This window comes from Streptomyces sp. DSM 41931 (genome assembly GCF_050271085.1).
GTDB classification, from domain to species: Bacteria; Actinomycetota; Actinomycetes; order Streptomycetales; family Streptomycetaceae; genus Streptomyces; species Streptomyces albogriseolus.
Window position 1 is genome coordinate 5,949,538 of record NZ_CP189902.1, and the last position, 24,475, is coordinate 5,974,012.

Below are 24,475 nucleotides of genomic sequence, written 5' to 3' on the forward strand. Positions count from 1 at the left end.
GTTTGGAAGCGGTCCCATCTCGTGCGTCCGTGAGCGCCCCTCCCGCGTGTGAAAGACTCACGAGCCATGGCAGAAGCAGCGCCGCGTCGGCATCCGACGCTCGACGAGGTGGCCGAACGCGCCGGCGTGTCCCGCTCCGTGGCCTCCCGCGCCCTCAACAACGCCCCGCACGTCAGCCGCGCCAAGCGCGAGGCCGTCGAACGGGCCGTGCGGCAACTCGGATACGTGCCCAATCCGACCGCCCGCGCGCTGGCCACCCGCCAGACGGGAGCGGCCGCCCTGGTCGTCTCGGGAGAGGATCCGTCGATCTTCGCCGATCCGTTCTTCGCCCGGGTGATCGTGGGGGCGTCGGCCGCCCTGGACGAGGCGGACCTGCATCTGATGCTGTGCCTGGCCGCTTCCGACCGGGGCCGCAAGCGGGTCGAGGAGCTCATGCGGTCCAGGGGTGCTGACGGTGTGATGCTGATGGCGCTGCGCGAGGACGATCCGCTGACCCGCATGGCCGACGAGGCGCAGATGCCCGTCGTGTTCGGCGGGCGCCCGGTGGGTTCGGCTCCCCGGTGGTACGTGGACGTGGACAACGTCGGCGGAGCGCGCGAGGCGACCGAGCATCTGATCTCACTCGGCCGGAGGCGTGTGGCCGTGATCTGCGGGCGTCTGGACACCGAGGTCGGGCGCGCCCGGTACCGCGGCTACCGGGACGCCATGCTGGGCGCCGGTCTCGATCCGTACCCGCCGCTGGAGGGGGACTTCACGGAGCGCAGCGGAGCCGCCGCCATGGCCGCGCTGCTGGCCGGACACCCCGACGTGGACGGAGTGTTCGCCGCCAACGACAACATGGCGGCGGGAGCGCTGCGTACCGTGCGCGAGGCCGGCCGACGGGTCCCCGCCGACGTCGCCGTGGTCGGCTTCGACGACCTGATGGCCGCCCAGATCGCCGATCCGCCGCTCACCACCGTCCATCAGCCTGTGGAGGCCCTCGGGCGGGAGATGGCGCGCATGCTCGTCGCGCTCGTCAACGGGCAGGACCCCACCCCGCTGGTCCTCCCCACCCGCCTGACGGTCCGGGCCAGCGCCTGACTCCTCACCGTCCGGAGGGGCGGGCCCCGGCCCGAACGAGTCACTTCCGACGCGGCGCCGGGCGCCCGGGGGGAGCCGGTCAGGGGACCGAGCCGTTTCAGGGGGCTCACGGTTCTCCTGGTCGGGGCGAGGGCCGGGCGGTGCGGTCGATGGATCGGTTCAGGGCGTGGACACCTCGAACCGGGTGACACGGACCGCGCCGCCGAGGGCCTGAGTGGCGTGGTTGAAGAGGGCGAAGCGGTAACCCATGAAGAACCGCCAGTCGTTGCCCATGGAGAAGGCGGGTCCGAGACGGGTGAACGTGATGCCGTCGGTGCTGTAGGAGAAGGTCCCGGGGCGCGGTGCGCCGGGGCGGATGTCCGCGTTCGCGCGCAGCCAGATGCGGCCGCCGGAGACGGGCGCGCTCGCGATCTCGGTGCCGGTGCCCGTGGTGTTCCAGTTGCCGTCCATGGTCAGCCCGGTGACCATCACCACCCGCGTCGCACCGCCGTCGCGCTTGAGGCCGATCCAGGCGGAGGAGTCACGCAGCAGCGCGAGCCCGGCGCGGTCGCCGTCCCGCATCGCGGAGTGGTCGAGCTGGACCGTGGCGGTGGAAGTGGGGCCCTGGATGCGGTGCGTGAGGGTGTTGCGGGCCCAGTAGAGGTCGTGGGTGACGGTCGCGGTTCGCAGCGTCAGGCCGTTGCCGACCGACCATTTGGTGTTGTCGGGGTTGTGATTCCACTCCCATCGCGGTTTCAGGCTCGTACCGTCGAAGGTGTCGACGCCGGTCATGGGGGTGACCTGGCGGGGCGGAGTGGGCACGGCCGGACTGGGATATGTGGTGCCCCACGCGCCGTTGACGAGCTGTACGACGGGCCAGCCGTCCGCGGTCCAGGTGACCGGCGCCAGGGCGGGCATGCGGCCGCCGGGGTAGGCGTCGACGAAGGCCATGTAGTACCAGGCGCCGCTCTGCGTCCGCACCAGCCCGCCCTGGTGGGGGACGCCGCCGCCGGGGATCGGTCCGCGCAGGTCGAGGAGGACCTGCCGCATCGTGTACGGGCCGAAGGGGCCGCTCGAGGACTTGAGGATGTACTGACCGTTCGCGGGGCGGGTCAGGAAGATGTAGTACTGCCCGTTGATCTTGTAGAAGCGGGCGCCCTCCAAGGTGCCGACGCTGGACGGTGTCCTGAACACCTCCTGCGTACGGACCTGGTTGCGGCCGTCGGGTGAGAGCTGGGCCACGCTGATGGTGGTGTTGCCGTACGCCACGTAGAGGGTGTCGTCGGTGTCGACGAGCAGGCCGGCGTCGTAGTAGGGGGTGCTGATCGTCGTCAGCCTGCTCCACGGCCCCTCCACCGCGGTGGCGGTGTAGAGGTACGTCCGGGCGAAGTCGATCTGGCCGAGCCAGTAGAAGGTCCTGTTGCTGGGCCGGTAGGCCAGTGACGATGCCCAGATTCCCCTGACATAGCCGCGGGCGCCGTTCAGGTCGTACTTGGCGCCGAAGTCGAGGACGGGTACCGCATGGCCGGCGATCTCCCAGTTCACCAGGTCGTACGACCGCAGAACGGGCGCGCCGGGCGAGTAGTGCATCGTCGATGCCGAGGCGTAGTAGGTGTCGCCGACGCGCATGATGTCGATGTCCGCGAAGTCCTGCCAGATCACCGGGTTCGTGTACTGGGTCGCGGCCGCGAGGGCGGGCCCATGGGGGAGGAGGGCGCCGGCGGCCAGGCCGGTGGCGGCCGCGAGGGTGCGGCGTCGAGTGAGGGGTTGATGTAACCATGACAGATCCATGGAGGTGCTCACCTCGAGTTCGTCGGTCGGAGTGACTCTGTCGCATTCGAGATATCGAACGTGGTGCGAGGTGTCGAGCATTCTGGATGATAGGAGGGTGGCGTACGCCGTCAACCCCTCTCCCGTAAGTCGTGCTGCCCTGTCCTCATGCCGATCACGCGACACATCGCGCTTCTCGGGGAGGTGTTGACATGACCGGCCGCCTCTCTAGTATCCGTGGGGCGTCCGAATTTTCCGAACGGCGATCGAAATTTCGAACCTTTCCCTCCGCCCTTCCCTGCCGAAGGAGTCCCGGTGCCCAGACGATTACGCGGACGACTGTTCCGTCTCCTCACGGCCGCCGCGCTGACGGTGACCGCGTCCGTGACGGCCTCGGCGCAGTCCACCGCCACGGCCGCGCCGGGCAGTCCGGCGCTCACCCCGCCGCTGGGGTGGAACAGCTGGAACAGCTTCGGGTGCGGGATCACCGAGGCCCAGGTCCGCCAGGCCGCTGACGCCATGGTGTCCTCGGGCATGCGGGACGCCGGCTACCGGTACGTGGTGGTCGACGACTGCTGGTTCGACCCGCAGCGCGACGCGCAGGGCAACCTGCGGGCCAACCCGACGAAGTTCCCGAGCGGGATGAAGGCCCTCGGGGACTACATCCACGGCAAGGGCCTGAAGTTCGGCATCTACCAGGTGCCGGGCGAGCGCACCTGCGCGCAGACGGTGGGCACCTACCCCGGCTCCACGGGCAGCAGGGGCCACGAGGTCCAGGACGCCCGCACGTTCGCCTCGTGGGGGGTCGACTACCTCAAGTACGACTGGTGTTCCTCGAGCGGTACGCGGGACGAGCAGGTCGCGCGGTTCACGCTGATGCGTGACGCTCTGCGCGCCACCGGCCGGCCGATCGTCTACAGCATCAACCCCAACAGCTTCCACGCCATCACGGGCTCCACGTACAACTGGGGCGAGGTCGCCGACCTGTGGCGGACGACCGAGGACCTGCTCGACATCTGGCAGAACGGCAACACCAACAGCTACCCGATGGGCGTCGGCAACGTCCTGGACGTCAACGCGCCGCTGGCCGCACAGTCCGGCCCGGGGCACTGGAACGACCCCGACATGCTGGTCGTCGGCCGCCCCGGACTGTCGCTGACCGAGTCCCGCTCCCACTTCGCCCTGTGGGCGCTGATGAGCGCCCCGCTGATGGCCGGCAACGACATCCGCACGATGTCCGCCGACGTCAGCGCGATCCTGCGCAACCCGCGCCTGCTGGCGGTGAACCAGGACCCCCTGGGCGCCGGCGGACGCAGGGTGCGCGACGACGGCGCCATCGAGGTGTTCGCCAAGCCCCTGGCGGACGGTTCGGTCGCGGTGGGGCTGTTCAACCGGGGCGGGAGCGCGGCGACGGTCACCACGACGGCCGCCCAGATCGGCCTGGGCGGAGGGCCGTTCACCCTCACCGACCTGTGGACCGGCGGCACGTCGAGCACGTCCGGGCAGATCTCGGCCAGCGTCCCCGCGCACGGTGTCGCCGCGTACCGGGTGAGCGGCGGCAGCCCGCTGGCCGCCACCACCTCACGCCTGCGGGGCAACGCCTCCGGCCGCTGCGTGGACGTGGACAACGCCTCCACGGCCGCCGGAGCCGCGACTCTGCTGTGGGACTGCCACACGGCCGCCAACCAGCTGTGGACCACATGGGCGGGCGGCGAGATCCGCGTCTACGGCGACAAGTGCCTGGACGCCTACGACCAGGGCACCGCCAACGGCACCCGTGTCATCACCTGGCCCTGCAACGGCCAGAACAACCAGAAGTGGACCGTCGGCTCCGACGGCTCGATCCGCAACGTCCACTCCGGACTGTGCCTCGACGCCAACGGGGCCGGCACCGCCAACGGGACCCCGCTGGTGCTGTGGACCTGCAACGGCCAGGCCAACCAGAAGTGGACCCGCGCGTGAGCGACACGGCACCGGGCCGTGGCCGGAGCGACAGCACTCCGGTCACGGCCTCCCGCCCCACGGCTGCCGCATCCGCCGGCACGGCCGCCCCTGGCTCGCCCGGTTCCCGCTGCGGCGGGACCCCGGGCGTCGGTACATCGGTGTCCAGGCCGGCCTGCGGAGTCAGCCCCGTCGAGTACTCCTCCGGCCGACGGCGCACGCGCCGGCTCAACCACGGCGGCGACCGGCAGGCCAACGCAGCCCTGCACCGCATCGTCTTCACCCGGCTACGCCACGACCCGCGCACCCAGGCGTACTAGGAACGCCGCACCCAGGAGGGCAAGACCCGACGCGTAATCATCCGATGCCCCGAGCGATACGCCGCCCGCGAGGTCTTCAACCCGGTCGGACCGGTCTCCCACGCCCCGCATTACAGCGGCGTCCGTGAGACGTGAGAGGGTGCGGGGCGTGAGTGAGACACCGCCGAACACCCTGCAATACCGCTTCGACGGGCCGGAAGAGGCCCCGGTCCTGATCCTCGGTCCCTCACTGGGCACCACCTGGCACATGTGGGACCGGCAGATCCCCGAACTGACGAAGCAGTGGCGGGTGTTCCGCTTCGACCTCCCCGGACACGGCGGCGCCCTCGCCCACCCCGCCGCCTCCGTCACCGACCTCACCGCGCGGCTGCTCGCCACCCTCGAGGGCCTCGGCGTGCACCGCTTCGGGTACGCCGGCTGCGCGCTCGGCGGCGCCGTCGGCATCGAGCTGGCCCTGCGTCACCCGGAGCGCCTCGCGTCCCTCGCGCTGATCGCCGCCTCGCCGCGCTTCGGCACCGCCGACGAGTTCCGCCAGCGCGGCGTGATCGTGCGTACCAACGGCCTCGACCCGATCGCCCGCTCGGCGCCCGAGCGCTGGTTCACCGGCGGGTTCGCCGCCGCCCAGCCCGCGATCACCGAGTGGGCCGTGCAGATGGTGCGCACCACCGACCCCGGCTGCTACATCGCCGCCTGCGAGGCGCTCGCCTCCTTCGACGTCCGGGCGGGGCTCGGCAGCGTCGGCGTGCCGACCCTCGTGCTCGTCGGCTCCGAGGACCAGGTCACCGGGCCCGCCGAGGCCCGCACCCTGGTCGCCGGCATCCCCGACGCCCGGCTCGCCGTCGTGCCCGGCGCCAGCCACCTGGTGCCGGTGGAGCAGCCCGCCGCCGTCACCGACCTGCTGGTCCGGCACTTCTCCACCGCCTGGCAGCCCCTCCCCGAATACGCCACCGGCCACGTCGTCCTGCCCGCCGCCGCGCCCCGGCCGCCCGTGATGCCGGCCGCCGCCCCGCCGCAGCCCGCCCCCGTCGCCGAGATCGCCCCGGCCGCCGTGCCCCCGCAGGCGCAGGGCGTCCCGGACACGTACGACTCCGGTATCAAGGTCCGCCGGGAGGTGCTGGGCGACGCGCACGTCGACCGGATCCTGGAGCAGACCGACGCCTTCACGGAGGACTTCCAGGAGCTCGTCACGCGGTACGCCTGGGGCGAGGTCTGGAACCGCCCCGGGCTCGACCGCCGCACCCGCAGCTGCGTCACCCTCACCGCCCTCGTCGCGGGCGGTCACCTCGACGAACTCGCCGTGCACACCCGTGCCGCCCTGCGCAACGGGCTCACCCCGGACGAGATCAAGGAGGTGCTGCTCCAGGCGGCCGTCTACTGCGGCGTCCCGGCCGCCAGCGGCGCCTTCCGCGTCGCTCAGCAGGTCATCCGCGAGGAGACCACCCCGCCGGAGTGAGCCCACACCGCGCGGACGGCCCCGGGCCGCCCCGCGCGGACGCCCCCGTCCCCGCCCCCGGCATGCCGCCCCGCGCCCCGGATGCAGGATGGAGTCATGAAGCTCATCAAGATGTCGCACTCCTGCGTCCGGCTGGAGAAGGACGGACGCGTCCTCGTCGTCGACCCCGGAGGGTTCAGCGAGGAGGACGCCGCAGTCGGCGCGGACGCCGTGCTGGTCACCCACGAGCACCCGGACCACTTCGACGGGGGCCGGCTGCGCACCGCCATGGAGGCCAACCCCGCGGCCGAGATCTGGACGCTGAAGGCGGTCGCGGACCAGGTCTCCGCCGCCTTCCCGGGCCGCGTGCACACCGTCGGCCACGGCGACGCCTTCACCGCCGCCGGTTTCGACGTCCAGGTGCACGGTGAGCTGCACGCGGTGATCCACCCGGACATCCCGCGCATCACCAACGTCGGTTACCTCGTCGACGGCGGCAAGCTGTTCCACCCGGGCGACGCGCTCACCGTCCCCGGCCTCCCGGTCGAGACGCTGATGCTGCCCGTCATGGCGCCCTGGAACAAGATCTCCGAGGTGATCGACTACGTCCGCGAGGTCCGCCCGCGGCGCGCCTACGACATCCACGACGCCCTGCTCACCGACCTCGCCCGCCCGATCTACGACCGCCAGATCGGCGCCCTCGGCGGTTCCGAGCACCTGCGGCTGGCCCCCAGGGACGCGGTCCAGCTCTGACCGCGGGCGGCGGCCGTCGGCGGCCGTCCCCGGGCCACGGCCGCAGGCCGTGCGTTGTCGGAGGCGGCGGGTAGGTTGGGCAGCATGCGCATCGCGACCTGGAACGTGAACTCGATCACCGCCCGCCTGCCGAGGCTCCTGGCCTGGCTGGAGAGCAGCGGCACGGACGTGCTGTGCCTCCAGGAGGCCAAGATCGCCGAGGCCCAGTTCCCGGTGGAGCAGCTGCGTGAGCTGGGATACGAGTCGGCGGTGCACGCCACCGGCCGGTGGAACGGCGTGGCGGTGCTCTCCCGCGTCGGCCTGGAGGACGTCGTCAAGGGCCTCCCGGGCGACCCGGGGTACGACGGCTCCGTCGAGCCCCGCGCCCTCTCCGCGACCTGCGGCCCGGTGCGCGTCTGGTCGGTCTACGTGCCGAACGGCCGAGAGGTGGAGCACCCGCACTACGCGTACAAGCTCCAGTGGCTGGAGGCGCTGAAGGCGGCGGTCGCGGGCGACGCGGCGGGCGACCGCCCGTTCGCGGTCCTCGGCGACTACAACATCGCGCCGACCGACGACGACGTGTACGACCGGGCCGCCTTCGAGGGCTCCACCCACGTCACCCCGGCCGAGCGCGCCGCCCTCGCCTCCCTGCGTGAGGCCGGCCTGGCCGACGTCGTCCCGCGCCCCCTCAAGTACGACCACCCGTACACGTACTGGGACTACCGCCAGCTCTGCTTCCCCAAGAACCGCGGCATGCGCATCGACCTGGTCTACGGCAACGAGCCGTTCGCCAAGGCCGTCACCGACTCCTACGTCGACCGTGAGGAGCGCAAGGGCAAGGGCGCCTCGGACCACGCACCGGTCGTGGTCGACCTGGACGTGTGACAGGGGCCGGCCCGGCGTCGGCGGACCCCGCGCGCCTGTGGTGCGCGGGGCGGTTCGAATGACAGGCTGGCAGTATGAGGATCCCGTTCCTGGGCAAGCGGCGCCGGAAGGACGAACTCCCCGGCCCGGAGGGGCTCGCCGAACTCCTCGCCGAGTGCGCGCTGTTGCGCTCCCAGGCGGACCGGGAAGGGGTCCGGCTGGACGACGGCCCGGCCTCGCTGGAGGCCCTCGACCAGCTGGTTCCGCGCTGGCGGGACGACGAGGACACCTCCGACTGGCTGGGGAACGACGCCGGGTTGTACCTGGGCACCGTGATCGTCCGCACCGTCGAGGGCGCCGCCTGGGACCTCCGCCCCGACGGACAGCCGGTCGTACGGCTCGTCGGCGGACGGGAGTTCGACGTCGTCGACGCGGGACACCGGTGGGCGGCCGACGGCGCGCCCGAACTGTCGCAGCTCTACGCCGAGGTCGCGGAAGGCTGACGTACGCGCCCCCTCGCACGCCCCATCACCCGCCGTAAATACGGCTTATGCCCGGAAAGTGCGTGTCGCGTCGTTCCGGCGATCTTGCCCGGATACGTTGCGGCGGTCACCATGACGTACGGAAACCTGTCCGCCCGGACCTCGACTACGATGTTCCCTCCGTCCCGGTGGGGGAGGAGACTTCGCGGCGTAAGCGGGGACGCCGCCGCCGGGAGGGGACCGCCCGCCCAGCCGGGGCGGCGGATCACACAGGCCGGTCCCGTCCGGCGGCAGCCGGAGATCACTGCTCCCGGCGGCAGCGACCGAGCCACGGTCGCCCGCAGGTGAGGAGAAGGTCAGCTGCGCGCCGGACGGGTGGTGCCACCCAGGCACCCACGACGGCCACTTCTGTGTCCGGGGCGCGCCGCGTGTCCCGCGGACGCCCGCGCCCGCCGGACAGCCACGTCAGTCCGCCCGATGCGACTTCTTCTGCGCCGCCGGCTCCGGAGCGGGCAGCGGACTCTGCGCCGGCCTGGTGACGTCCGCGACCAGTTCCACCACATCAGGCCCGTACGCCTGCGAGTTGACGACCTTCAGCAGCAGCACGAAGGATCCCGACCCGTACTTGCGGGCCAGCCGCTCGTGGTTGCGGGCGAGGTAGCGGGTCGCCGCCTGGTTGGTGATCGCCCGCTGGCCGCAGAACAGGAACACCGGCCGCGTCTCCCGCCGTTCGCCCGCCGTGAGCCGCGCCAGCAGCACGTACTCGGAAACGCCCGGCTCCATGCGGTAGACCTCCGAACCTATCCGGAAGGCGCCGCGGTCCGGCCCCGGCTCCGGGTCGATGTTGACCCGCACCCCGGGCAGCATGGCCGCCATGTGGGCGACCATCCGCCGGTTCGACCCCGGCCCGCCCACGCAGAACTCGGTCCGCTCGCCGAACCCCTGGTGCGCCGCGTCCTGGGTGACCACCTGGACGTGCGCCCCGCAGTCCTTGACCAGCGCGGACAGTTCGAGCAGCGCGAACACGTCGAAGCGGTGCACCGCCGGTTCCGCCGTCGCCGGGTCGCGGTTGACGACGAGCAACGACTCGGCGTTCTCCGGCAGTCCGAAGAACGCCTGCTTGCGGCGGAGCTTGCGATTCCAGAGATAGGTGCGGGCGATCCAGCCCAGGGCGGCGCTGATGCCCGCGGCCACCAGGCCCAGCACGATGTTGCGCACGTCGTCATTCATGGGCGGGCATGCTAGCGGTCCCGAGCGCACCCGTGTTCGACACCCCGCGTGACCCGACGACCCCGCACCGCCCGGCGGCACGCCCGTACCACCTCCCTGACGCGGGCATGGCGGCGAACTAAGCTGCCCGGACGGCCCTTTACTGGAGGTGCGGATGCGTCGCCCTGTCGCACGGAAATTCGCGGTCCTCGCGGTCACCACCGCCGTCGTCTCGGTGGGAGCGGCCGCGCCGCCCACCCCCCACGGCGAAAAAGCCCCCCACACCCGCCCGGCGCCCAAGACACCGGTGGCCGTCGGCCACGGCGGCGCCGTCTCCAGCGTCGACCCCGACGCCACCGCCGCCGGCATCGAGGTGCTGCGCAAGGGAGGCAACGCCGTCGACGCCGCGGTGGCCACCGCCGCCGCGCTCGGCGTCACCGAGCCCTACTCGGCCGGCATCGGCGGAGGCGGCTACTTCGTCTACTACGACGCCCGGTCCCGTACCGTGCACACCCTCGACGGCCGCGAGACCGCCCCGCTCAGCGCCGACTCCGGCCTCTTCCTGGAGAACGGCGCGCCCATCCCGTCCGCCGAGGCGGTCAGCAGCGGACTCTCCGTCGGCACGCCCGGCACCCCCGCCACCTGGCAGCGCGCGCTCGACAGCTGGGGCAAGAGAAGTCTCGGCACGGTCCTCCGGCCCGCCGAGCGCCTCGCCCGCGACGGCTTCACCGTCGACGAGACCTTCCGCGCGCAGACCGCCGCCAACGAGGCCCGCTTCCGGTACTTCCCCGACACCGCCGAGCTGTTCCTGCCGGGCGGCGAACTCCCCGCCGTCGGCTCCACCTTCAAGAACCCCGACCTGGCCCGCACCTACCGCGAGCTGAGCAGCAAGGGCGTCGACGCCCTGTACCGGGGGGACATCGCCCGCGACATCGTCGACACCGTCAACAAGCCGCCCGTGGACCCGGCGTCCGGCTGGAACGCCCGCCCCGGCGATCTGACCCCGCGCGACCTCGCCGCCTACCGCACGAAGCTCCAGGCGCCGTCGAAGACCTCCTACCGCGGTCTCGACGTCTACTCCATGGCGCCCTCGTCCTCCGGCGGCACGACGGTCGGCGAGGCGCTCAACATCCTGGAGCGCACCGACCTGTCCAAAGCGAGCGACGTGCGCTATCTGCACCGGTTCATCGAGGCGAGCCGGATCGCGTTCGCGGACCGGGGCCGCTGGGTCGGTGACCCCGCCTTCGAGGACGTACCGACGAAGGAGCTGCTGTCGCAGCGGTTCGCGGACTCCCGCGCCTGCCTGATCAGGGACGATGCCGTCCTCGCCAGCCCGCTCGCCCCCGGCGACCCCCGCGAGCCCGCGCCGTGCGCCGAGGGCGGTACGGCCGCGCCGACGACGTACGAGGGCGAGAGCACCACGCATCTCACCACCGCCGACCGGTGGGGCAACGTAGTCGCCTACACGCTCACCATCGAGCAGACCGGCGGCAGCGGCATCACCGTGCCCGGGCGCGGCTTCCTGCTCAACAACGAGCTGACGGACTTCTCCTTCGCCCCGGCGAACCCGGCCGTCCACGACCCGAACCTGCCCGGCCCCGGCAAGCGGCCCCGCTCGTCCATGGCGCCGACGATCGTCCTCGACCGGCACGACCGGCCGGTGGTGGCGCTCGGCTCGCCCGGCGGCGCGACCATCATCACCACCGTGCTGCAGACCCTCACCGGCTTCCTCGACCGCGGCCTGCCCCTCGTCGACGCGATCGCCGCCCCCCGCGCCAGCCAGCGCAACGCCGCACAGACCGACCTCGAACCCGGCCTGTACGACAGCGAGCTGAGGCAGCGGCTGGAGGCGATCGGGCACTCCTTCCGGGAGAACCCGGAGATCGGCGCGACCACCGGCGTGCAGCGGCTGCCGGGCGGCGCCTGGCTCGCCGCGGCGGAGAAGGTCCGCCGGGGCGGCGGCTCGGCGATGGTCGTCCACCCGAGGCGGTAGACGCTTCACGCCCCTCACAGCAGTCGGCCCGGCTCCCCTGCGAGGGGGTGCCGGGCCGACCGCCGTACGGACGTCACAACTCCGGCGTCGGCGTCTCCTGCGTGCGGAAGACCAGGCGTCCGTCCTCCGCGTCCACCGTCACCCGGCCGCCCTCCTTCACACGGCCGTCCAGCAGCAGCCGGGAGAGCTGGTTGTCGACCTCCCGCTGGATGGTGCGGCGCAACGGCCGCGCGCCGTACTCCGGTTCGTAGCCGCGCTCGGCGAGCCAGTCCACGGCCGCGTCGGTGAACTCCGCCGTGATGTCCTGCCCCTTCAGCCGACGCCGGGTGCTCTCCAGCAGCAGGTCGGTGATCTGCCGCAGCTCCTCGGGGGTGAGCTGGCGGAACACCACGATCTCGTCGATCCGGTTGAGGAACTCGGGCCGGAAGTGGTCCCGCAGCGGCCGCAGGATCTGCTCCCGCCGCGCCTCCTCGTCGGCCTCCGTGCCACCGCTCGCGAAACCCAGGGTGGCGCCGCGCCGGGTGATGGCCTCGGAGCCGAGGTTGCTGGTCATCACGATCACGCTGTTGGTGAAGTCCACCGTGCGGCCCTGCGCGTCGGTCAGCCGGCCGTCGTCCAGCACCTGCAGCAGGATGTTGAAGACGTCCGGGTGGGCCTTCTCCACCTCGTCGAGCAGCAGCAGCGAGTACGGGTGCCGGCGCACCACCTCGGTGAGCTGCCCGGCCTCCTCGTGCCCCACGTAGCCGGGCGGGGCGCCCACCAGGCGGCTCACCGTGTGCCGTTCCTGGTACTCGCTCATGTCGAGGCGCACCATCCGGTCCTCGCTGCCGAACAGCGCCTCGGCGAGCGCCCGCGCCAGCTCCGTCTTGCCGACGCCCGTCGGGCCGAGGAACAGGAAGCTGCCGATCGGCCGGTCCGGGCTGGAGAGCCCGGCGCGGGAGCGCAGCACGGCGTCCGAGACGACCCGCACGGCCTCCTCCTGGCCCACCACGCGCTGGTGCAGGTGCTGCTCCAGACCCAGCAGGCGGTCCTTCTCCTCCTCGGTGAGCCGGCTGACCGGGATGCCCGTCTGCCGGGCCACCACCTCGGCGATCGCCTCGGCGTCCACCCACAGGCTCTGGCCCTCGTCGACCTCGTCCTCGCCGCCGGCCTGCGCGATGCGCGTCTTCAGCTCCGTGATGCGGTCCCTCAGCTGCGTGGCCTGCTCGTACTGCTCGTCCGCGACCGCCTGGTCCTTGTCGCAGGTCAGCTGCTCGACCTCACGCTCCATCGCGCGGACGTCGGTGCCCTTGGTGCGCGCCCGCAGCCGCACCCGCGCGCCCGCCTGGTCGATCAGGTCGATCGCCTTGTCCGGCAGCCTGCGGTCGCTGAGATAGCGGTCGGACAGCTCCACGGCCGCCACCAGCGCCTCGTCGGTGTAGCGGACCTGGTGGTGCGCCTCGTAGCGGTCGCGCAGACCGCGCAGGATCTCGATCGCGTCGGCGGGCGTCGGCTCCGGCACCATGATCGGCTGGAAGCGGCGGGCCAGGGCCGCGTCCTTCTCGATCCGCCGGTACTCCTCCAGGGTCGTCGCGCCGACGATGTTCAGCTCGCCGCGCGCCAGGGCCGGCTTGAGGATGTTGCCCGCGTCCATCGAGCCGCCCTCGCCGCCGCCTCCCGCGCCGACCACGGTGTGCAGTTCGTCGATGAAGACGATCAGCTGGTCGGAGTGGGCGCGGATCTCGTCGACGAGGTTGTTCATCCGCTCCTCGAAGTCGCCCCGGTAGCGGGTGCCGGCGACGACGCCGGTCAGGTCGAGGGCGACCACGCGGCGGCCCAGCAGGATGTCGGGCACGTCCCCCTCCGCGATCCGCTGGGCCAGCCCCTCCACCACGGCGGTCTTGCCGACGCCCGCGTCGCCGATCAGCACGGGGTTGTTCTTGCCGCGGCGGGACAGCACCTCGACGGTCTGCTCGATCTCCGTGTCCCGCCCGATCACCGGGTCGATCCGGCCCTCGCGGGCCAGCGCCGTCAGGTCACGGCCGTACTTGTCCAGGGTCGGGGTGCCCGTCGGCGGCCGCGGACGCTCGGCACGGGGCTGCTGCGCCTCCGGCGCCTCCTGCGGGCCGGACGGGGCGAACCGGGCCGCGTTCAGGATGTGCCCGGCGGCCGAGTCCGGGTTGGCGGCGAGCGCGCTGAGCACATGCTCCGGGCCGATGTATCCGGCGCCGCTCGCCCGGGCCATCTCGTGCGCGTCCAGCAGCGCCCGTTTGACGGCGGGCGTCAGGGACAGCGACGTCGGCGGCGGGGCCTCGCCCGGGCCGTGCTGCACGGGCCCCGACCGGTCGTCGATCTGGGACGCCAGCGAGTCCGGGTCCGCGCCCGCGCGGCTGAGCAGACTCCGGGTCGGCTCGGCGGAGAGCGCGGCACGCAGCAGGTGCTGGGTGTCCAGGTCACGGCTGCCGTGCTCGGCCGCGTACTGGGCGGCGCCGCGCACGAGTTCACGGGCGGGCTGGCTGAGAAGCCTGCCGATGTCGATCTGGCGGGGGCGCTGTCCGCCGAAGAAGCGGGCGAGGAATTCTGCGAACGGGTCACCCTCCGGGCCGACGAAACCATTCGTCATCGTCATCCGTTCCTTCGCTGGGTCGACGTGCCGGGCCCGGGTAACCCGGTCGGGGCGCGCTCATGCCCACGATGACACGTTCGGCGGGGGCGGGCATGTCAGGAAGCCGACGGAGCACGGCCCGCGGAAGGACGGTCGCCCGGACGCAGCAGCTGGCTCGCGGCCAGCTTCCGGTAGAGGGGGTTCGCCGCCAGCAGCTCCTCGTGCCGTCCCTGCCCGACCGTGCGGCCCCCGTCCAGGACGACGATCCGGTCGGCGTGCCGCACCGTGGACAGGCGGTGGGCCACGACCAGCACGGCGCACTCCCGGGCCGCCTCCCGCATGACCGTGGTCAGCGCGGCTTCGTTGATCGCGTCCAGGTGCGAGGTGGGCTCGTCGAGCAGCAGGAGGGAAGGGCGGGCGAGCAGGGCCCGGGCCAGTGTCACGCGTTGGCGCTCGCCGCCGGAGAGGGTGCTTCCGCGTTCGCCGACGACGGCGTCCAGGCCGCCGGGCAGCCGGTCCACGAGCTCGCCGAGCCTGGCCAGTTCCACCACGCGCCGAAGCTCCGCCGCCGGGGCGTCGGGCACGGCGTAGGCGATGTTCTCCCGCAGCGTGCCGTGCACGACGTGCGTGTTCTGGTCCACGACCGCGATGCGGCGCCGGCACGCGTCGCGGCCCAGTTCGGCGGCCGGACGGCCGTCGAAGAGCACGGCGCCCGAGTCCGGCTCGTAGAAGCCCGCGATCAGGGCGAAGACCGTGCTCTTCCCGGCGCCCGAGGGGCCCACCAGGGCGACCTGGCGGTGCGCGTCGACGGTGAAGGACACCCCGCGCAGCACGGGCCGGTGCGGTGCGTAGCCGAAGTGGACGTCGTCCAGGGCGAGCGGCGGCCGCTCGCCGGAGCCCGGTGCCCCGGCGCGGAGCACGCGCCGGGCGGGCGTCGCGGCCGGCCCGGTGTGCTCGACGGGCAGACGCATGGCCTGCTCGATCCGCTGATGGGCGCCCATGCCGCGCTGGACCTGTCCCACCGCCTGGAACACGGAGGACAGGGGCAGGACGAGGTACGAGGCGTACAGCAGGAAGGCGACGAGATCGCCCAGAGAGCCGGACCGACCCCCGACGCGCAGGCCGCCGACGACGAGGACGAGGAGGAACGAGCCCTGGACGGCGAGTTCGACGGCGGGGCTCATCACGGAGGCGAGTTTCGCGGTGCGCACGCCCGCGTCGTGCGCCTCGGCCACCCGGGCCCCCACACGGGCGGACTCCCGCGACTCGGCGCGGTGCACCCGGACCATGGGCAGGGCGCCCAGCGCCCGCTCCAGATCGGCGGCGATGGCGCCGACCGCTTGCTGCATCTGCTCCGAGGCGGAGCGGAGCGCCTTGAACAGCGAGGTGACGACACCGGCCGCCACGGCCACGGTCAGGACGACGAGGAGCAGCAGCAGCGGGTCGAGCCACGCCATCAGCACGAGTGCGCCGGCGGCGACGATGCTTCCGGTCACCAGATCGACCAGGGACTGGGACACGACCTCGCGCAGCAGCGTCGTGTCGGCGGTGACGCGCGAGACGAGGTCGCCGCCGCGCTGACGGTCGTAGACGCGCATCTCCAGCCGGAGCAGCCGGTCGACCAGGCCGAGGCGGAGCTGTCGTACGACCCCCTCGCCCATCCGCTCCAGGAGGAAGCGGCCCACCGACCCGGTGACGGCCTCGGCGAGGAACAGCGCGCCGAGCAGTCCCAGGAACGGCCAGACGACCTGCCCGCGGCCGCTCGCGTCCACGGCCTGCCGCGCCACGAGCGGCTGGGCCAGCCCGAGACCGGAGCCGGCGAGAGTGAGCAGCACGGCCACCCCCATGGCCCGCCGGTGTCCGGCGGTGAGCCGGAAGAGCGTGCGCAGCGCCGCCCGGGTGGACCGCCCCCCGGCCGGGTCATCGGCGGACCCGCCCCGTCGCCGGGCGTCCGGGGCCGGAGTGCCGGCCGGGGGGTGGATGTCGTGCGGGGCCGCCGGGGCGGGAGTCCCGGAGGCCGCGTGTGCCGGTGTGGAGCCGGCGGGGAGAACGGGGTCGGTCATCGGGCGGAGGGCTCCACGGTGACCAGTCGGGCGAAGTAGCCGTCGGGCACGCCTTCGCCGACCAGGCTGCCCTCCGCCTCGATCCACGCATGGGCGGTGAAGGGCGGTACCACGCGGACGCCCGCGCACCAGGTCGGCCACGTCCCCCGGAGCCGGCACAGCAGCGCGGCCCCCAGGGAGCGCGGCAGACATCCCTTGGGTCCGGTGCAGCGCAGGCTGACGGCGCACAGGGCGTCGCGCGCGGCCTGCGCCTGGACGGCGGTGGCGGGCGCCGCCCCGCGCCGGAGGACGCGCAGCACGGCGCGGATGCGGCGCGGCGGCAGCAGGGCGAGCAACGCGGCGGGCACCAGGACCAGCCGGGCGGCCAGCCGTAGCCCGAGCGGCACACCCGTGGGCCGCTCCAGCGCGCTGGGCGTCGTCATGAGGCCAGCCCCGCCGCGCGCAGGTCACCGACGAGTGCCTCGACGTCCCGCAGGGCGCGCGTCGGCTCGATGTCGAACTCCCGGACGAGGGCGGCGGCCGCGTCGGCGGCCTCACCGCCGTCCAGCAGCGCACGTACCACCAGCGTGGCGGTGGGGTTCAACTCCCAGTAGGTTCCACCGCGTTCGTCCAGCAGCACGGTGCCGTAGTCGGTCTCGGCCGTGGAGACGTGGGCGTCGAAACGCAGGGGCATGTCATCGCCTTTCGCTACCGTGGGACAGGGCGGCCTCGTGGCACGCACGGGGTTACGGGGCACAGGTACGGGAGCCGCCGCGGCTGCGGGAGCGCCCGCGCAGCCACACCTCGGCGGCGATCGTCGAGTACAGGACGGCGTCGGACAGCCCGGGGGAGGCCGGCCGGCGGGCGAGACGGCGCAGCTCGGCCCCGTCCACCAGACCGAGGCGTTCCAGCCGGGAGTCCTCCCACAGGGCCAGCAGCTCGGCGCGGTTCTCGCGCAGCCCGTTGGAGGCGTCCATGGAGGCCGTGGCCTTGGTGGTGCGGCGCAGACACGGTTCCGGCACCACCCCGGCCATGGCGGCGGTGAGCACGGGTTTGTAGCGGAACGGCGTGACGCGTTCGCCCGGACGCACGGCGAGGCACGCCTCGATGACCCGGTCGTCGAAGAACGGCGAGGCCATCGGCAGACCGGCGCGGGCCGCCATGTGGTCCCACTGCCTGATGACACGCGTCGTGGAGCGGATCTGCTCCAGGTCCGCGTGCATGCCCCGGTCGGGATGCAGGGGAGTCGCCGTCGCCGCGGCGTCGAGCAGTGCCCGGCGCGCCAGTCGCTCGGCGTCGGCGGTCACCCAGTCGAGGAGGCGCGGGGCCATGCCCCAGCCGAGTCCGGTGCCGACGGACGACGAAGCGGCCGGCCGGCGCAGCAGGTTCGCGGAGTCGGCGAGCCACGTCCCGTACGGCCGTGAGTCGGCCAGGGCGCGGATCGTGCCGCCGAGCGGCCATTGCCACAGGGCCCGGAAGCCGCGCAGTTGCCGCAGCGCGTGCACGGGGCGGGTGCGCAGCAGACGGTGGTAGTACGCCTCGGAACACCAGGCCACATGGTCGCCGCCGATGCCGGTCAGGTGCACGCGGCTGCCCCGCTCGGCGAGTTCCGGCAGGTGGTGCAGGGCACGGGCGCGGTCCATCACGCCGATGGTGGGCTCGTCCAGCAGGTCGTCGATGGCCAGCAGTCCGTCGTACACCAGCGGTGAGGCGTCGGCGTCCCACACCACGTGCTCGACGTCCGGGAGATGCCCGGCCGCCAGCTCGGCCCAGTGCAGATCGGTGTCCGCCGGGTCGCGTCCGGGCCAGGTGCCGGCCACCACGCGTGCCGGTGAGCGGTCGGCGAGGAAGCAGACGGAGGTGGAGTCCAGCCCGCCGGACAGGTCGCAGCTGACCACGCCGCCCTGCCGGGTCCGCGCGCCGACGGCTTCCTGGAGCGCGACGCGGACCGGGGCGGCCGCCTCCGCCAGCGGCACGACCGGTTCGGGCGGCGTCCACCAGCGGGTGTGCCGCCAGCCGCGCCCGTCCGCCGCGACGACCACCGCGTCCTGCGGGGGCACCGCGGTGACGGCGGGCCACAGCGATGTCTCGAAGAGCGGATACGGGGCGGGCCACAGCAGCCGGACGGCCAGTTCCGCGGGATCCGGGTCGAGGCCGAGGGCGTCCGCGAGCACGTCCGCCCGGGTGGCGACGACGCGCGTACCGGCGATCTCCGCGTGGAAGACCAGCCGGAGGCCGGAGGCCGTGCCCTGGACCCGGGTGTGCCCGTCAAGGGCGGCCACCAGGTGGAAGCTGCCCGGCAGGGACCGGGCCAGCGCGTCGACCTCCGCGAGGTCGCGCAGCCGGGCCGCCCTGTGGCGCAGCTCGTCCGCCTCCACCGGGCAGCAGCCGATGACCGCCAGGGCGGCCCCTCCGGCCCGTACGGTGACGGCCTCGTCGTCGCGCCAGTGGCCGGCCAGCCAGGGCCGGCCAGAAGGGTGGCGTACGGTCCGGCAGCCGGGGAGGGGGAAGGAGCGGGCCGCGGCGGCCGCCTCCTCGTGGTCGGTGAAGACCGCGAAGTGCGCCTCGCCGGGGCCCGTCCCCGCACATGTGTGCAGTGGTGTCATGACGTCGGGTCGGAACCGTCGTCCGTCAGTTCTTGCTCAGGATCAGCCGGTCGTTGCCGTGCTTGCCCAGGAGCCCGGTCTCCTTGCGGAACGTTCCGAGACGGACGAGGGTCGGCGCTTCGTATGCCTTCTTCATGACTCTCCTCGCGTGCTGATGGCGCGGCTCGCCCCCCTGTCGACGCGCTCCGGGCTCATCGGGAGCCGGAGCGGGGAGCGCCGCGGTATCCAGCTAGCGGCGGAAAGGCCCGGAAGGGCAAGAAGGGATGCAAAAGTCCGATGATGCGTGAATTACGCGCGGCGTGCCTTGTGGAGTGGGCTCCACTCGGCCCTGACTGCCGAGGGGAGAGCCGCGCCTCGAGGGAACGCGTGCGCGAAGAATCGTTTGCACCTCGACCGAGAGGTCACGGTCCTCTGCTCGGTACGCCGGTCCGCGCAGGGGCGCGGAGGGGGCGTCCGGCGCGCATGCCGCCCCTCCGTCGCGCAACACGACATCCTCCGCCTGTGCGGGCGAAGGGCGAGGTGCGTGGGCTCACGCGAGGGATCGGGCCGTCAGCACACGGGGGCCGTTCTCCGTGATCGCGACCGTGTGTTCCGTGTGGGCCGCGCGGGAGCCGTCCGTGGTGCGGAGGGTCCAGCCGTCCTGGTCGGTGCGGTAGGCGTCGCCGCCGCCGGCGATCAGCATCGGCTCGATCGCCAGGACCATGCCGTGCCGCAGCGGCATCCCGCGTCCCGGCCGGCCCTCGTTCGGCACCGGCGGGTCCTCGTGCATGCGACGGCCGATGCCGTGGCCGCCGTAGTCCTCCATGATCCCGTAGCCCGCCTCGCGGCACACCGTGCCGATGGCGTGCGCGATGTCGCCCATGCGGTTGCCGACCACGGCCGCCTCGATGCCCGCCGCGAGCGCCCGCTCGGCCGTCCCGATCAGCCGCGTGTCCGCCGGGCGCGCCGTGCCCACGACGAAACTGATCGCCGAGTCGCCCGCCCAGCCGCCCAGCTGGGCGCCGCAGTCGATGGACACGAGGTCCCCGTCGCGCAGCCGGTGCGTGGTCGGGATGCCGTGCACGATCGCGTCGTTCACCGACGCGCAGATCACGGCGGGGAACGGCGTCGGTGCGAACGAGGGCCGATAGCCCAGGAACGGCGACGTCGCGCCGGCCGCGTTCAGCACCTCCCTCGCCACCCCGTCCAGCTCCAGCAGGGAAACGCCCACGTCGGCGGCCTTCCGTACGGCCGTCAGCGCCTGGGCCACGACCTGGCCCGTCTTGTGCATGGCATCGATCGATGCGTCGGTCTTCAGCTCCACCATGCCAATTACTATACCGGTATTAGAATGGGTCTCATGGTGCGCACCCCCTTGACCCCCGAAGAGCGCGAACGCGGCGAGCGGCTCGGCAGGCTGCTGCGCGAGGCGCGCGGAGTCCGCAGCATGACGGACGTCGCCGCGAGCGCCGGCATCTCCGCGGAGACGCTCCGCAAGATCGAGACGGGCCGGGCGCCGACCCCGGCGTTCTTCACCGTGGCCGCGCTGGCCGGGGCGCTCGGCCTGTCCATGGACGAGCTGATCGGACGCTGCGCGCCGGAGACCCCGGACGTGCCGGACACCCCGGACGCGTCGATCGCCGCCTAGCGCGTCCCCGCCGGGCTCCCGCACCCCGCCGGAAAAGTCTCCGTAGCGTCGCCGTAACACGCCGGGTGTTATCTACGGAGTCGAGTACTCCGGGACTGGCGGGAGTTGGCTATGGCTGCGGAGCAACTCCCGGACGCCGTCCGGGAGTTCACGGACCATCTGCGGGGTCTGCTGGCGCGTCTGGACCGGTACGCGGGCTGGTGCCTGGTGTTCTGGCAGCGCGACCCCGACGGCATGCGGGCGTGTCTCGAAGGGCGGGAACCGCCGCCGTGGGACGTGGTGGAGTCGCTGCTCCAGGACCTCGCCGCCGTGCACGGCCCCGCGGCCGCCGAGGCGGAGCTGCCGCGGGCCCGTGCACTGCACGCCGAGGCGACGGCCGTGTTCGACGCGCGGCCCGGCGCCCGGCAGACGCTGAGCGACCGCCTCGACGTGATGCTCCGCGAGCAGCGGTACGCGGCGGACCGCCGGGCCGGCCTGACGCGCCGGCTCGCCGCCGCCGCGAACCGCGAGGAGGCGGAGGCCCTCGGCAACGACCTCGCCTGGGCCGAGGACGACCACCGCCGCGCGACCGCCCGCTGCGCGGAACTCACCGCCCGGATGACCGCCCTCGACGGGCACGGCCGGAGGGCGGGACCCCCGCACGCCCAGGGCCGCTTCGCCTCCCGCCCGGTGCCGGACGCCGCACAGGCTCCGGCCCCCGACCCCGTCCCCCCGGAGCTGCGCGGGGCGCAACAGCACGTGCCCCCGCCCGCGCCCGCCGAGGAGACACACCCCGCCCCGCCCCGCCGGCGCCGCCGCGGCGGCGCCCGCTTCGCCGGGATGGAGGACGACGGGTCGGCCTCCGTGGTCACCCCGCCCGCCGCCGCGCCTGAGCTGCCCGTCGCCGCCACCGCCGCCCGCGGCGCGCGGTTCGCCGGGGCCGCCGCGGAGGCGGGCCCCGCCGAGCCGGGGCCGAAGGAGCGGATCGGCGCGGACGACCTCCGCGAGGTCGCCCGCCTCGTGCGGACCCTGACGCGCCTGCGCCGCGAGGGCCGCAGCGGCGAGGCGCACGTCCTGCTGAACGAGGCCGCGTACTGGCCCGCCGTACGGTTCCCGCTGCTCGCGGCCGACATGGAGCGGGCCGGGCACGCCGCCGACTGGGCCACCCTGCTGTGGGAGGCGGCGGCGACGCTGCCCGCCGAGCGTCTCGTCGCCGCCGCCGACGCGCTCACCGCGGCGGGCCGTGCGGAGGACGGCGAGCAGATCCTGCGGCAGGGCGTCGTACGCCCGGCCGACGAGATCGGGCACGCCGCCCTCGCCCTGGCCGACGGCACCCGCCACCGCGAGCTGCGCGCCCTGCTCGACGCCTGCGTGCGGATGCGTACCCCGCAGGACGCCGCCCGCACGGCCGCACCGGACCCGGGGCGCCTGGTGCCGCTGCTCCTGACGGCCGCCCGTGCCGTGTCGGAGGAACGGCACTGGGACGTCCTGCACGCCCTGCGCGTCGCGGGACTGGCCGCCTGACCGGGGGCCGGCGGCCCGGCCCGCTCACCCACAGGGGTGTCAATCACGATCGACTCCACGGGCCGCACGACGATGGTCTTGGCAAGGCCGTCCGAGAGGCTTACGTTCGTCCCTCTACGGCCGTCTCTACGGGCGTAGAGGCGCTGACGTCGCGTCGAAGGAGCAGCAGCTCATGCCCAACGTCGTAACCGCCGCCCTGGTCCAGGCCACCTGGACCGGCGACACCGAGTCCATGCTGGCGAAACACGAGGAGCACGCCCGCGAGGCGGCCCGGCGGGGCGCGAAGGTCATCGGGTTCCAGGAGGTGTTCAACGCCCCCTACTTCTGCCAGGTCCAGGACGCCGAGCACTACCGCTGGGCCGAGGAGGTCCCCGACGGTCCGACCGTGCGCCGGATGCGGGACCTGGCCCGCGAGACCGGCATGGTCGTCGTCGCCCCCGTCTTCGAGGTCGAGCAGTCCGGCCACTACTACAACACCGCCGCCGTGATCGACGCCGACGGCGCCTACCTCGGCAAGTACCGCAAGCACCACATCCCGCAGGTCAAGGGGTTCTGGGAGAAGTTCTACTTCCGTCCGGGCAACCTCGGCTGGCCCGTCTTCGACACCGCCGTCGGCAAGGTCGGCGTCTACATCTGCTACGACCGCCACTTCCCCGAGGGCTGGCGGCAACTCGGACTCAACGGCGCCCAGTTGGTGTACAACCCGTCGGCCACGCACCGGGGTCTTTCGGCGTACCTGTGGCAGCTGGAACAGCCCGCCGCGGCCGTCGCCAACGAGTACTTCGTCGCCGCCATCAACCGGGTCGGCGTCGAGGAGTACGGCGACAACGACTTCTACGGCACGAGCTACTTCGTCGACCCGCGCGGACGGTTCGTCGGCGACGTGGCCGGCGACAGCGAGGAGGAACTGGTGGTCCGGGACCTCGACTTCGACCTCATCGACGAGGTGCGGCAGCAGTGGGCCTTCTACCGCGACCGCCGCCCCGACGCCTACGAGGGGCTGGTGCGGCCGTGAACGACGACCTGCTGAGCCGCCACCGCGCCGTCCTCCCCGACTGGCTCGCCCTCTACTACGAACACCCCATCGAGATCACCCACGGCGAGGGACGCCACGTCTGGGACTCCGACGGCAACCGCTACCTGGACTTCTTCGGCGGCATCCTCACCACCATGACCGCCCACGCCCTGCCCGAGGTCACCAAGGCGGTGACCGAACAGGCCGGGCGGATCATCCACTCCTCCACCCTCTACCTCAACCGGCCGATGGTGGACCTCGCCGAACGCATCGCCAAGCTCAGCGGCATCCCGGACGCCCGGGTCTTCTTCACCACCTCCGGCACCGAGGCCAACGACACCGCCCTGCTGCTCGCCACCGCATACCGGCGCAGCAACACCGTCCTGGCGATGCGCAACAGCTACCACGGCCGCTCCTTCAGCGCCGTCGGCGTCACCGGCAACCGCGGCTGGTCCCCGACCTCGCTCTCCCCGCTGCAGACGCTGTACGTGCACGGCGGGGTGCGCACCCGGGGCCCGTTCGCCGGCCTCGACGACTACGACTTCGTCGCCGCCTGCGTCGACGACCTCAAGGACCTCCTCGGCCACAGCCGTCCGCCCGCCGCGCTGATCGCCGAGCCGATCCAGGGCGTCGGCGGCTTCACCTCGCCGCCCGACGGCCTCTACGCCGCGTTCCGCGAGGTGCTGCACGAGCGGGGCGTGCTGTGGATCTCCGACGAGGTGCAGACCGGCTGGGGCCGCACCGGCGAGCACTTCTGGGGCTGGCAGGCGCACGCCCGCAGCGGCCCGCCCGACATGCTGACCTTCGCCAAGGGCATCGGCAACGGCATGTCCATCGGCGGGGTCGTCGCCCGCGCGGAGATCATGAACTGCCTGGATTCGAACAGCATCTCCACGTTCGGCGGCACCCAGATCACCATGGCGGCGGGCCTCGCCAACCTCACCTACCTGCTGGAGCACGACCTCCAGGGCAACGCGCGCCGGGTCGGCGGCCTGCTCATCGAGCGGCTGCGGGCCGCCGCCGCCCATGTGCCCGCCGTACGGGAGGTGCGCGGACGCGGCCTGATGATCGGCATCGAGCTGACCAGGCCCGGCACCGACGAGGCCGACCCGGCCGCCGCGTCCGCCGTCCTGGAGGCGGCCCGCGAGGGCGGCCTGCTCATCGGCAAGGGCGGCGGCCACGACACCAGCGCCCTGCGCATCGCCCCGCCGCTGTCCCTGAACGTCGCGGAGGCCGAGGAGGGCGCCGCGATCCTCGAGGACGCCCTGAGGAGCATCCAGTAGCCCGACACCCACC

General features: G+C 73.2%; 20 protein-coding genes and 1 pseudogene. 12 read left to right on the forward strand and 9 right to left on the reverse strand.

Annotation, left to right across the window (positions count from 1 at the left end):
- The first annotated feature begins 66 nt into the window (after window positions 1–66).
- Window positions 67–1,080 carry a LacI family DNA-binding transcriptional regulator gene (locus tag ACP7TJ_RS27310; RefSeq protein WP_176710750.1) on the forward strand — a complete coding sequence of 338 codons (1,014 nt, stop codon included), beginning with the start codon at window positions 67–69 and terminating at the stop codon, window positions 1,078–1,080.
- 159 nt (window positions 1,081–1,239) lie between these two features.
- Here ACP7TJ_RS27310 and ACP7TJ_RS27315 read toward each other — a convergent pair whose 3' ends face one another.
- On the reverse strand, window positions 1,240–2,850 hold the full coding sequence (locus ACP7TJ_RS27315) for a glycoside hydrolase family 43 protein (RefSeq protein WP_427766089.1): 1,611 nt from the start codon (window positions 2,848–2,850) through the stop codon (window positions 1,240–1,242).
- A 294-nt stretch (window positions 2,851–3,144) separates the two neighbouring features.
- On the opposite strand from ACP7TJ_RS27315, the gene ACP7TJ_RS27320 reads away from it, so the two are divergent.
- The 6 genes from ACP7TJ_RS27320 (at window position 3,145) to ACP7TJ_RS27345 (ending at window position 8,621) form a co-directional block, all read left to right on the forward strand.
- Entirely contained in the window at window positions 3,145–4,791 is a 1,647-nt protein-coding gene (locus tag ACP7TJ_RS27320) for a glycoside hydrolase family 27 protein (protein ID WP_093766025.1), read from the forward strand.
- Between the two features lie 140 nt (window positions 4,792–4,931).
- The gene (locus ACP7TJ_RS27325; protein ID WP_427766093.1) at window positions 4,932–5,090 is read left to right on the forward strand and encodes a transposase; all 159 of its coding nucleotides are present in this window, start codon (window positions 4,932–4,934) and stop codon (window positions 5,088–5,090) included.
- Window positions 5,091–5,238: 148 nt separating this feature from the next.
- Window positions 5,239–6,543 carry a 4-carboxymuconolactone decarboxylase gene (pcaC, locus tag ACP7TJ_RS27330; RefSeq protein ID WP_425935459.1) on the forward strand — a complete coding sequence of 435 codons (1,305 nt, stop codon included), beginning with the start codon at window positions 5,239–5,241 and terminating at the stop codon, window positions 6,541–6,543.
- A gap of 96 nt (window positions 6,544–6,639) precedes the next feature.
- Entirely contained in the window at window positions 6,640–7,275 is a 636-nt protein-coding gene (locus ACP7TJ_RS27335; protein WP_427766097.1) for an MBL fold metallo-hydrolase, read from the forward strand.
- Between the two features lie 84 nt (window positions 7,276–7,359).
- A complete protein-coding gene (locus ACP7TJ_RS27340) occupies window positions 7,360–8,139 on the forward strand; it encodes an exodeoxyribonuclease III (protein ID WP_189909104.1) in 780 nt (259 codons plus the stop codon).
- A 74-nt stretch (window positions 8,140–8,213) separates the two neighbouring features.
- The gene (locus tag ACP7TJ_RS27345) at window positions 8,214–8,621 is read left to right on the forward strand and encodes a DUF6278 family protein (protein WP_093766016.1); all 408 of its coding nucleotides are present in this window, start codon (window positions 8,214–8,216) and stop codon (window positions 8,619–8,621) included.
- Window positions 8,622–9,065: 444 nt separating this feature from the next.
- Here ACP7TJ_RS27345 and ACP7TJ_RS27350 read toward each other — a convergent pair whose 3' ends face one another.
- Window positions 9,066–9,830 carry a hypothetical protein gene (locus tag ACP7TJ_RS27350; RefSeq protein WP_189909105.1) on the reverse strand — a complete coding sequence of 255 codons (765 nt, stop codon included), beginning with the start codon at window positions 9,828–9,830 and terminating at the stop codon, window positions 9,066–9,068.
- 154 nt (window positions 9,831–9,984) lie between these two features.
- Between ACP7TJ_RS27350 and ggt the strand changes: the two genes are divergently transcribed.
- Window positions 9,985–11,802, forward strand: coding sequence for a gamma-glutamyltransferase (gene ggt, locus ACP7TJ_RS27355; protein ID WP_427766103.1), 1,818 nt, complete (start codon window positions 9,985–9,987; stop codon window positions 11,800–11,802).
- Between the two features lie 73 nt (window positions 11,803–11,875).
- Here the strand turns inward: ggt and ACP7TJ_RS27360 are convergent, their stop codons facing one another.
- The 7 genes and pseudogenes from ACP7TJ_RS27360 to map all read right to left on the reverse strand — a co-directional run bounded on the left by ACP7TJ_RS27360 (window position 11,876) and on the right by map (window position 20,340).
- A complete protein-coding gene (locus ACP7TJ_RS27360; protein WP_425947128.1) occupies window positions 11,876–14,404 on the reverse strand; it encodes an ATP-dependent Clp protease ATP-binding subunit in 2,529 nt (842 codons plus the stop codon).
- A 98-nt stretch (window positions 14,405–14,502) separates the two neighbouring features.
- The gene (locus ACP7TJ_RS27365) at window positions 14,503–16,449 is read right to left on the reverse strand and encodes an ABC transporter ATP-binding protein (protein ID WP_427766106.1); all 1,947 of its coding nucleotides are present in this window, start codon (window positions 16,447–16,449) and stop codon (window positions 14,503–14,505) included.
- The gene (locus tag ACP7TJ_RS27370) at window positions 16,446–16,871 is read right to left on the reverse strand and encodes a lasso peptide biosynthesis B2 protein (protein WP_367448328.1); all 426 of its coding nucleotides are present in this window, start codon (window positions 16,869–16,871) and stop codon (window positions 16,446–16,448) included. The genes ACP7TJ_RS27365 and ACP7TJ_RS27370 overlap by 4 nt, the downstream gene beginning before the upstream one ends.
- Window positions 16,868–17,122 carry a lasso peptide biosynthesis PqqD family chaperone gene (locus ACP7TJ_RS27375; RefSeq protein WP_093766011.1) on the reverse strand — a complete coding sequence of 85 codons (255 nt, stop codon included), beginning with the start codon at window positions 17,120–17,122 and terminating at the stop codon, window positions 16,868–16,870. The genes ACP7TJ_RS27370 and ACP7TJ_RS27375 overlap by 4 nt, the downstream gene beginning before the upstream one ends.
- A gap of 14 nt (window positions 17,123–17,136) precedes the next feature.
- Window positions 17,137–19,034, reverse strand: a pseudogene (locus ACP7TJ_RS27380) (lasso peptide isopeptide bond-forming cyclase).
- 25 nt (window positions 19,035–19,059) lie between these two features.
- Window positions 19,060–19,170, reverse strand: a complete 111-nt coding sequence (locus tag ACP7TJ_RS27385; protein WP_106409850.1) for a keywimysin-related RiPP — start codon at window positions 19,168–19,170, stop codon at window positions 19,060–19,062.
- 393 nt (window positions 19,171–19,563) lie between these two features.
- The gene (map, locus tag ACP7TJ_RS27390; RefSeq protein ID WP_427766110.1) at window positions 19,564–20,340 is read right to left on the reverse strand and encodes a type I methionyl aminopeptidase; all 777 of its coding nucleotides are present in this window, start codon (window positions 20,338–20,340) and stop codon (window positions 19,564–19,566) included.
- A gap of 33 nt (window positions 20,341–20,373) precedes the next feature.
- Between map and ACP7TJ_RS27395 the strand changes: the two genes are divergently transcribed.
- The 4 genes from ACP7TJ_RS27395 to ACP7TJ_RS27410 all read left to right on the forward strand — a co-directional run bounded on the left by ACP7TJ_RS27395 (window position 20,374) and on the right by ACP7TJ_RS27410 (window position 24,462).
- Window positions 20,374–20,661, forward strand: a complete 288-nt coding sequence (locus ACP7TJ_RS27395; protein ID WP_093766506.1) for a helix-turn-helix domain-containing protein — start codon at window positions 20,374–20,376, stop codon at window positions 20,659–20,661.
- 111 nt (window positions 20,662–20,772) lie between these two features.
- Window positions 20,773–22,164, forward strand: coding sequence for a hypothetical protein (locus ACP7TJ_RS27400; protein ID WP_427766113.1), 1,392 nt, complete (start codon window positions 20,773–20,775; stop codon window positions 22,162–22,164).
- Window positions 22,165–22,336: 172 nt separating this feature from the next.
- Window positions 22,337–23,179, forward strand: coding sequence for a nitrilase-related carbon-nitrogen hydrolase (locus tag ACP7TJ_RS27405; protein WP_167742203.1), 843 nt, complete (start codon window positions 22,337–22,339; stop codon window positions 23,177–23,179).
- Window positions 23,176–24,462, forward strand: coding sequence for an aspartate aminotransferase family protein (locus ACP7TJ_RS27410; RefSeq protein ID WP_266550305.1), 1,287 nt, complete (start codon window positions 23,176–23,178; stop codon window positions 24,460–24,462). Before ACP7TJ_RS27405 ends, ACP7TJ_RS27410 begins: the two co-directional genes overlap by 4 nt.
- Window positions 24,463–24,475: the final 13 nt, after the last annotated feature.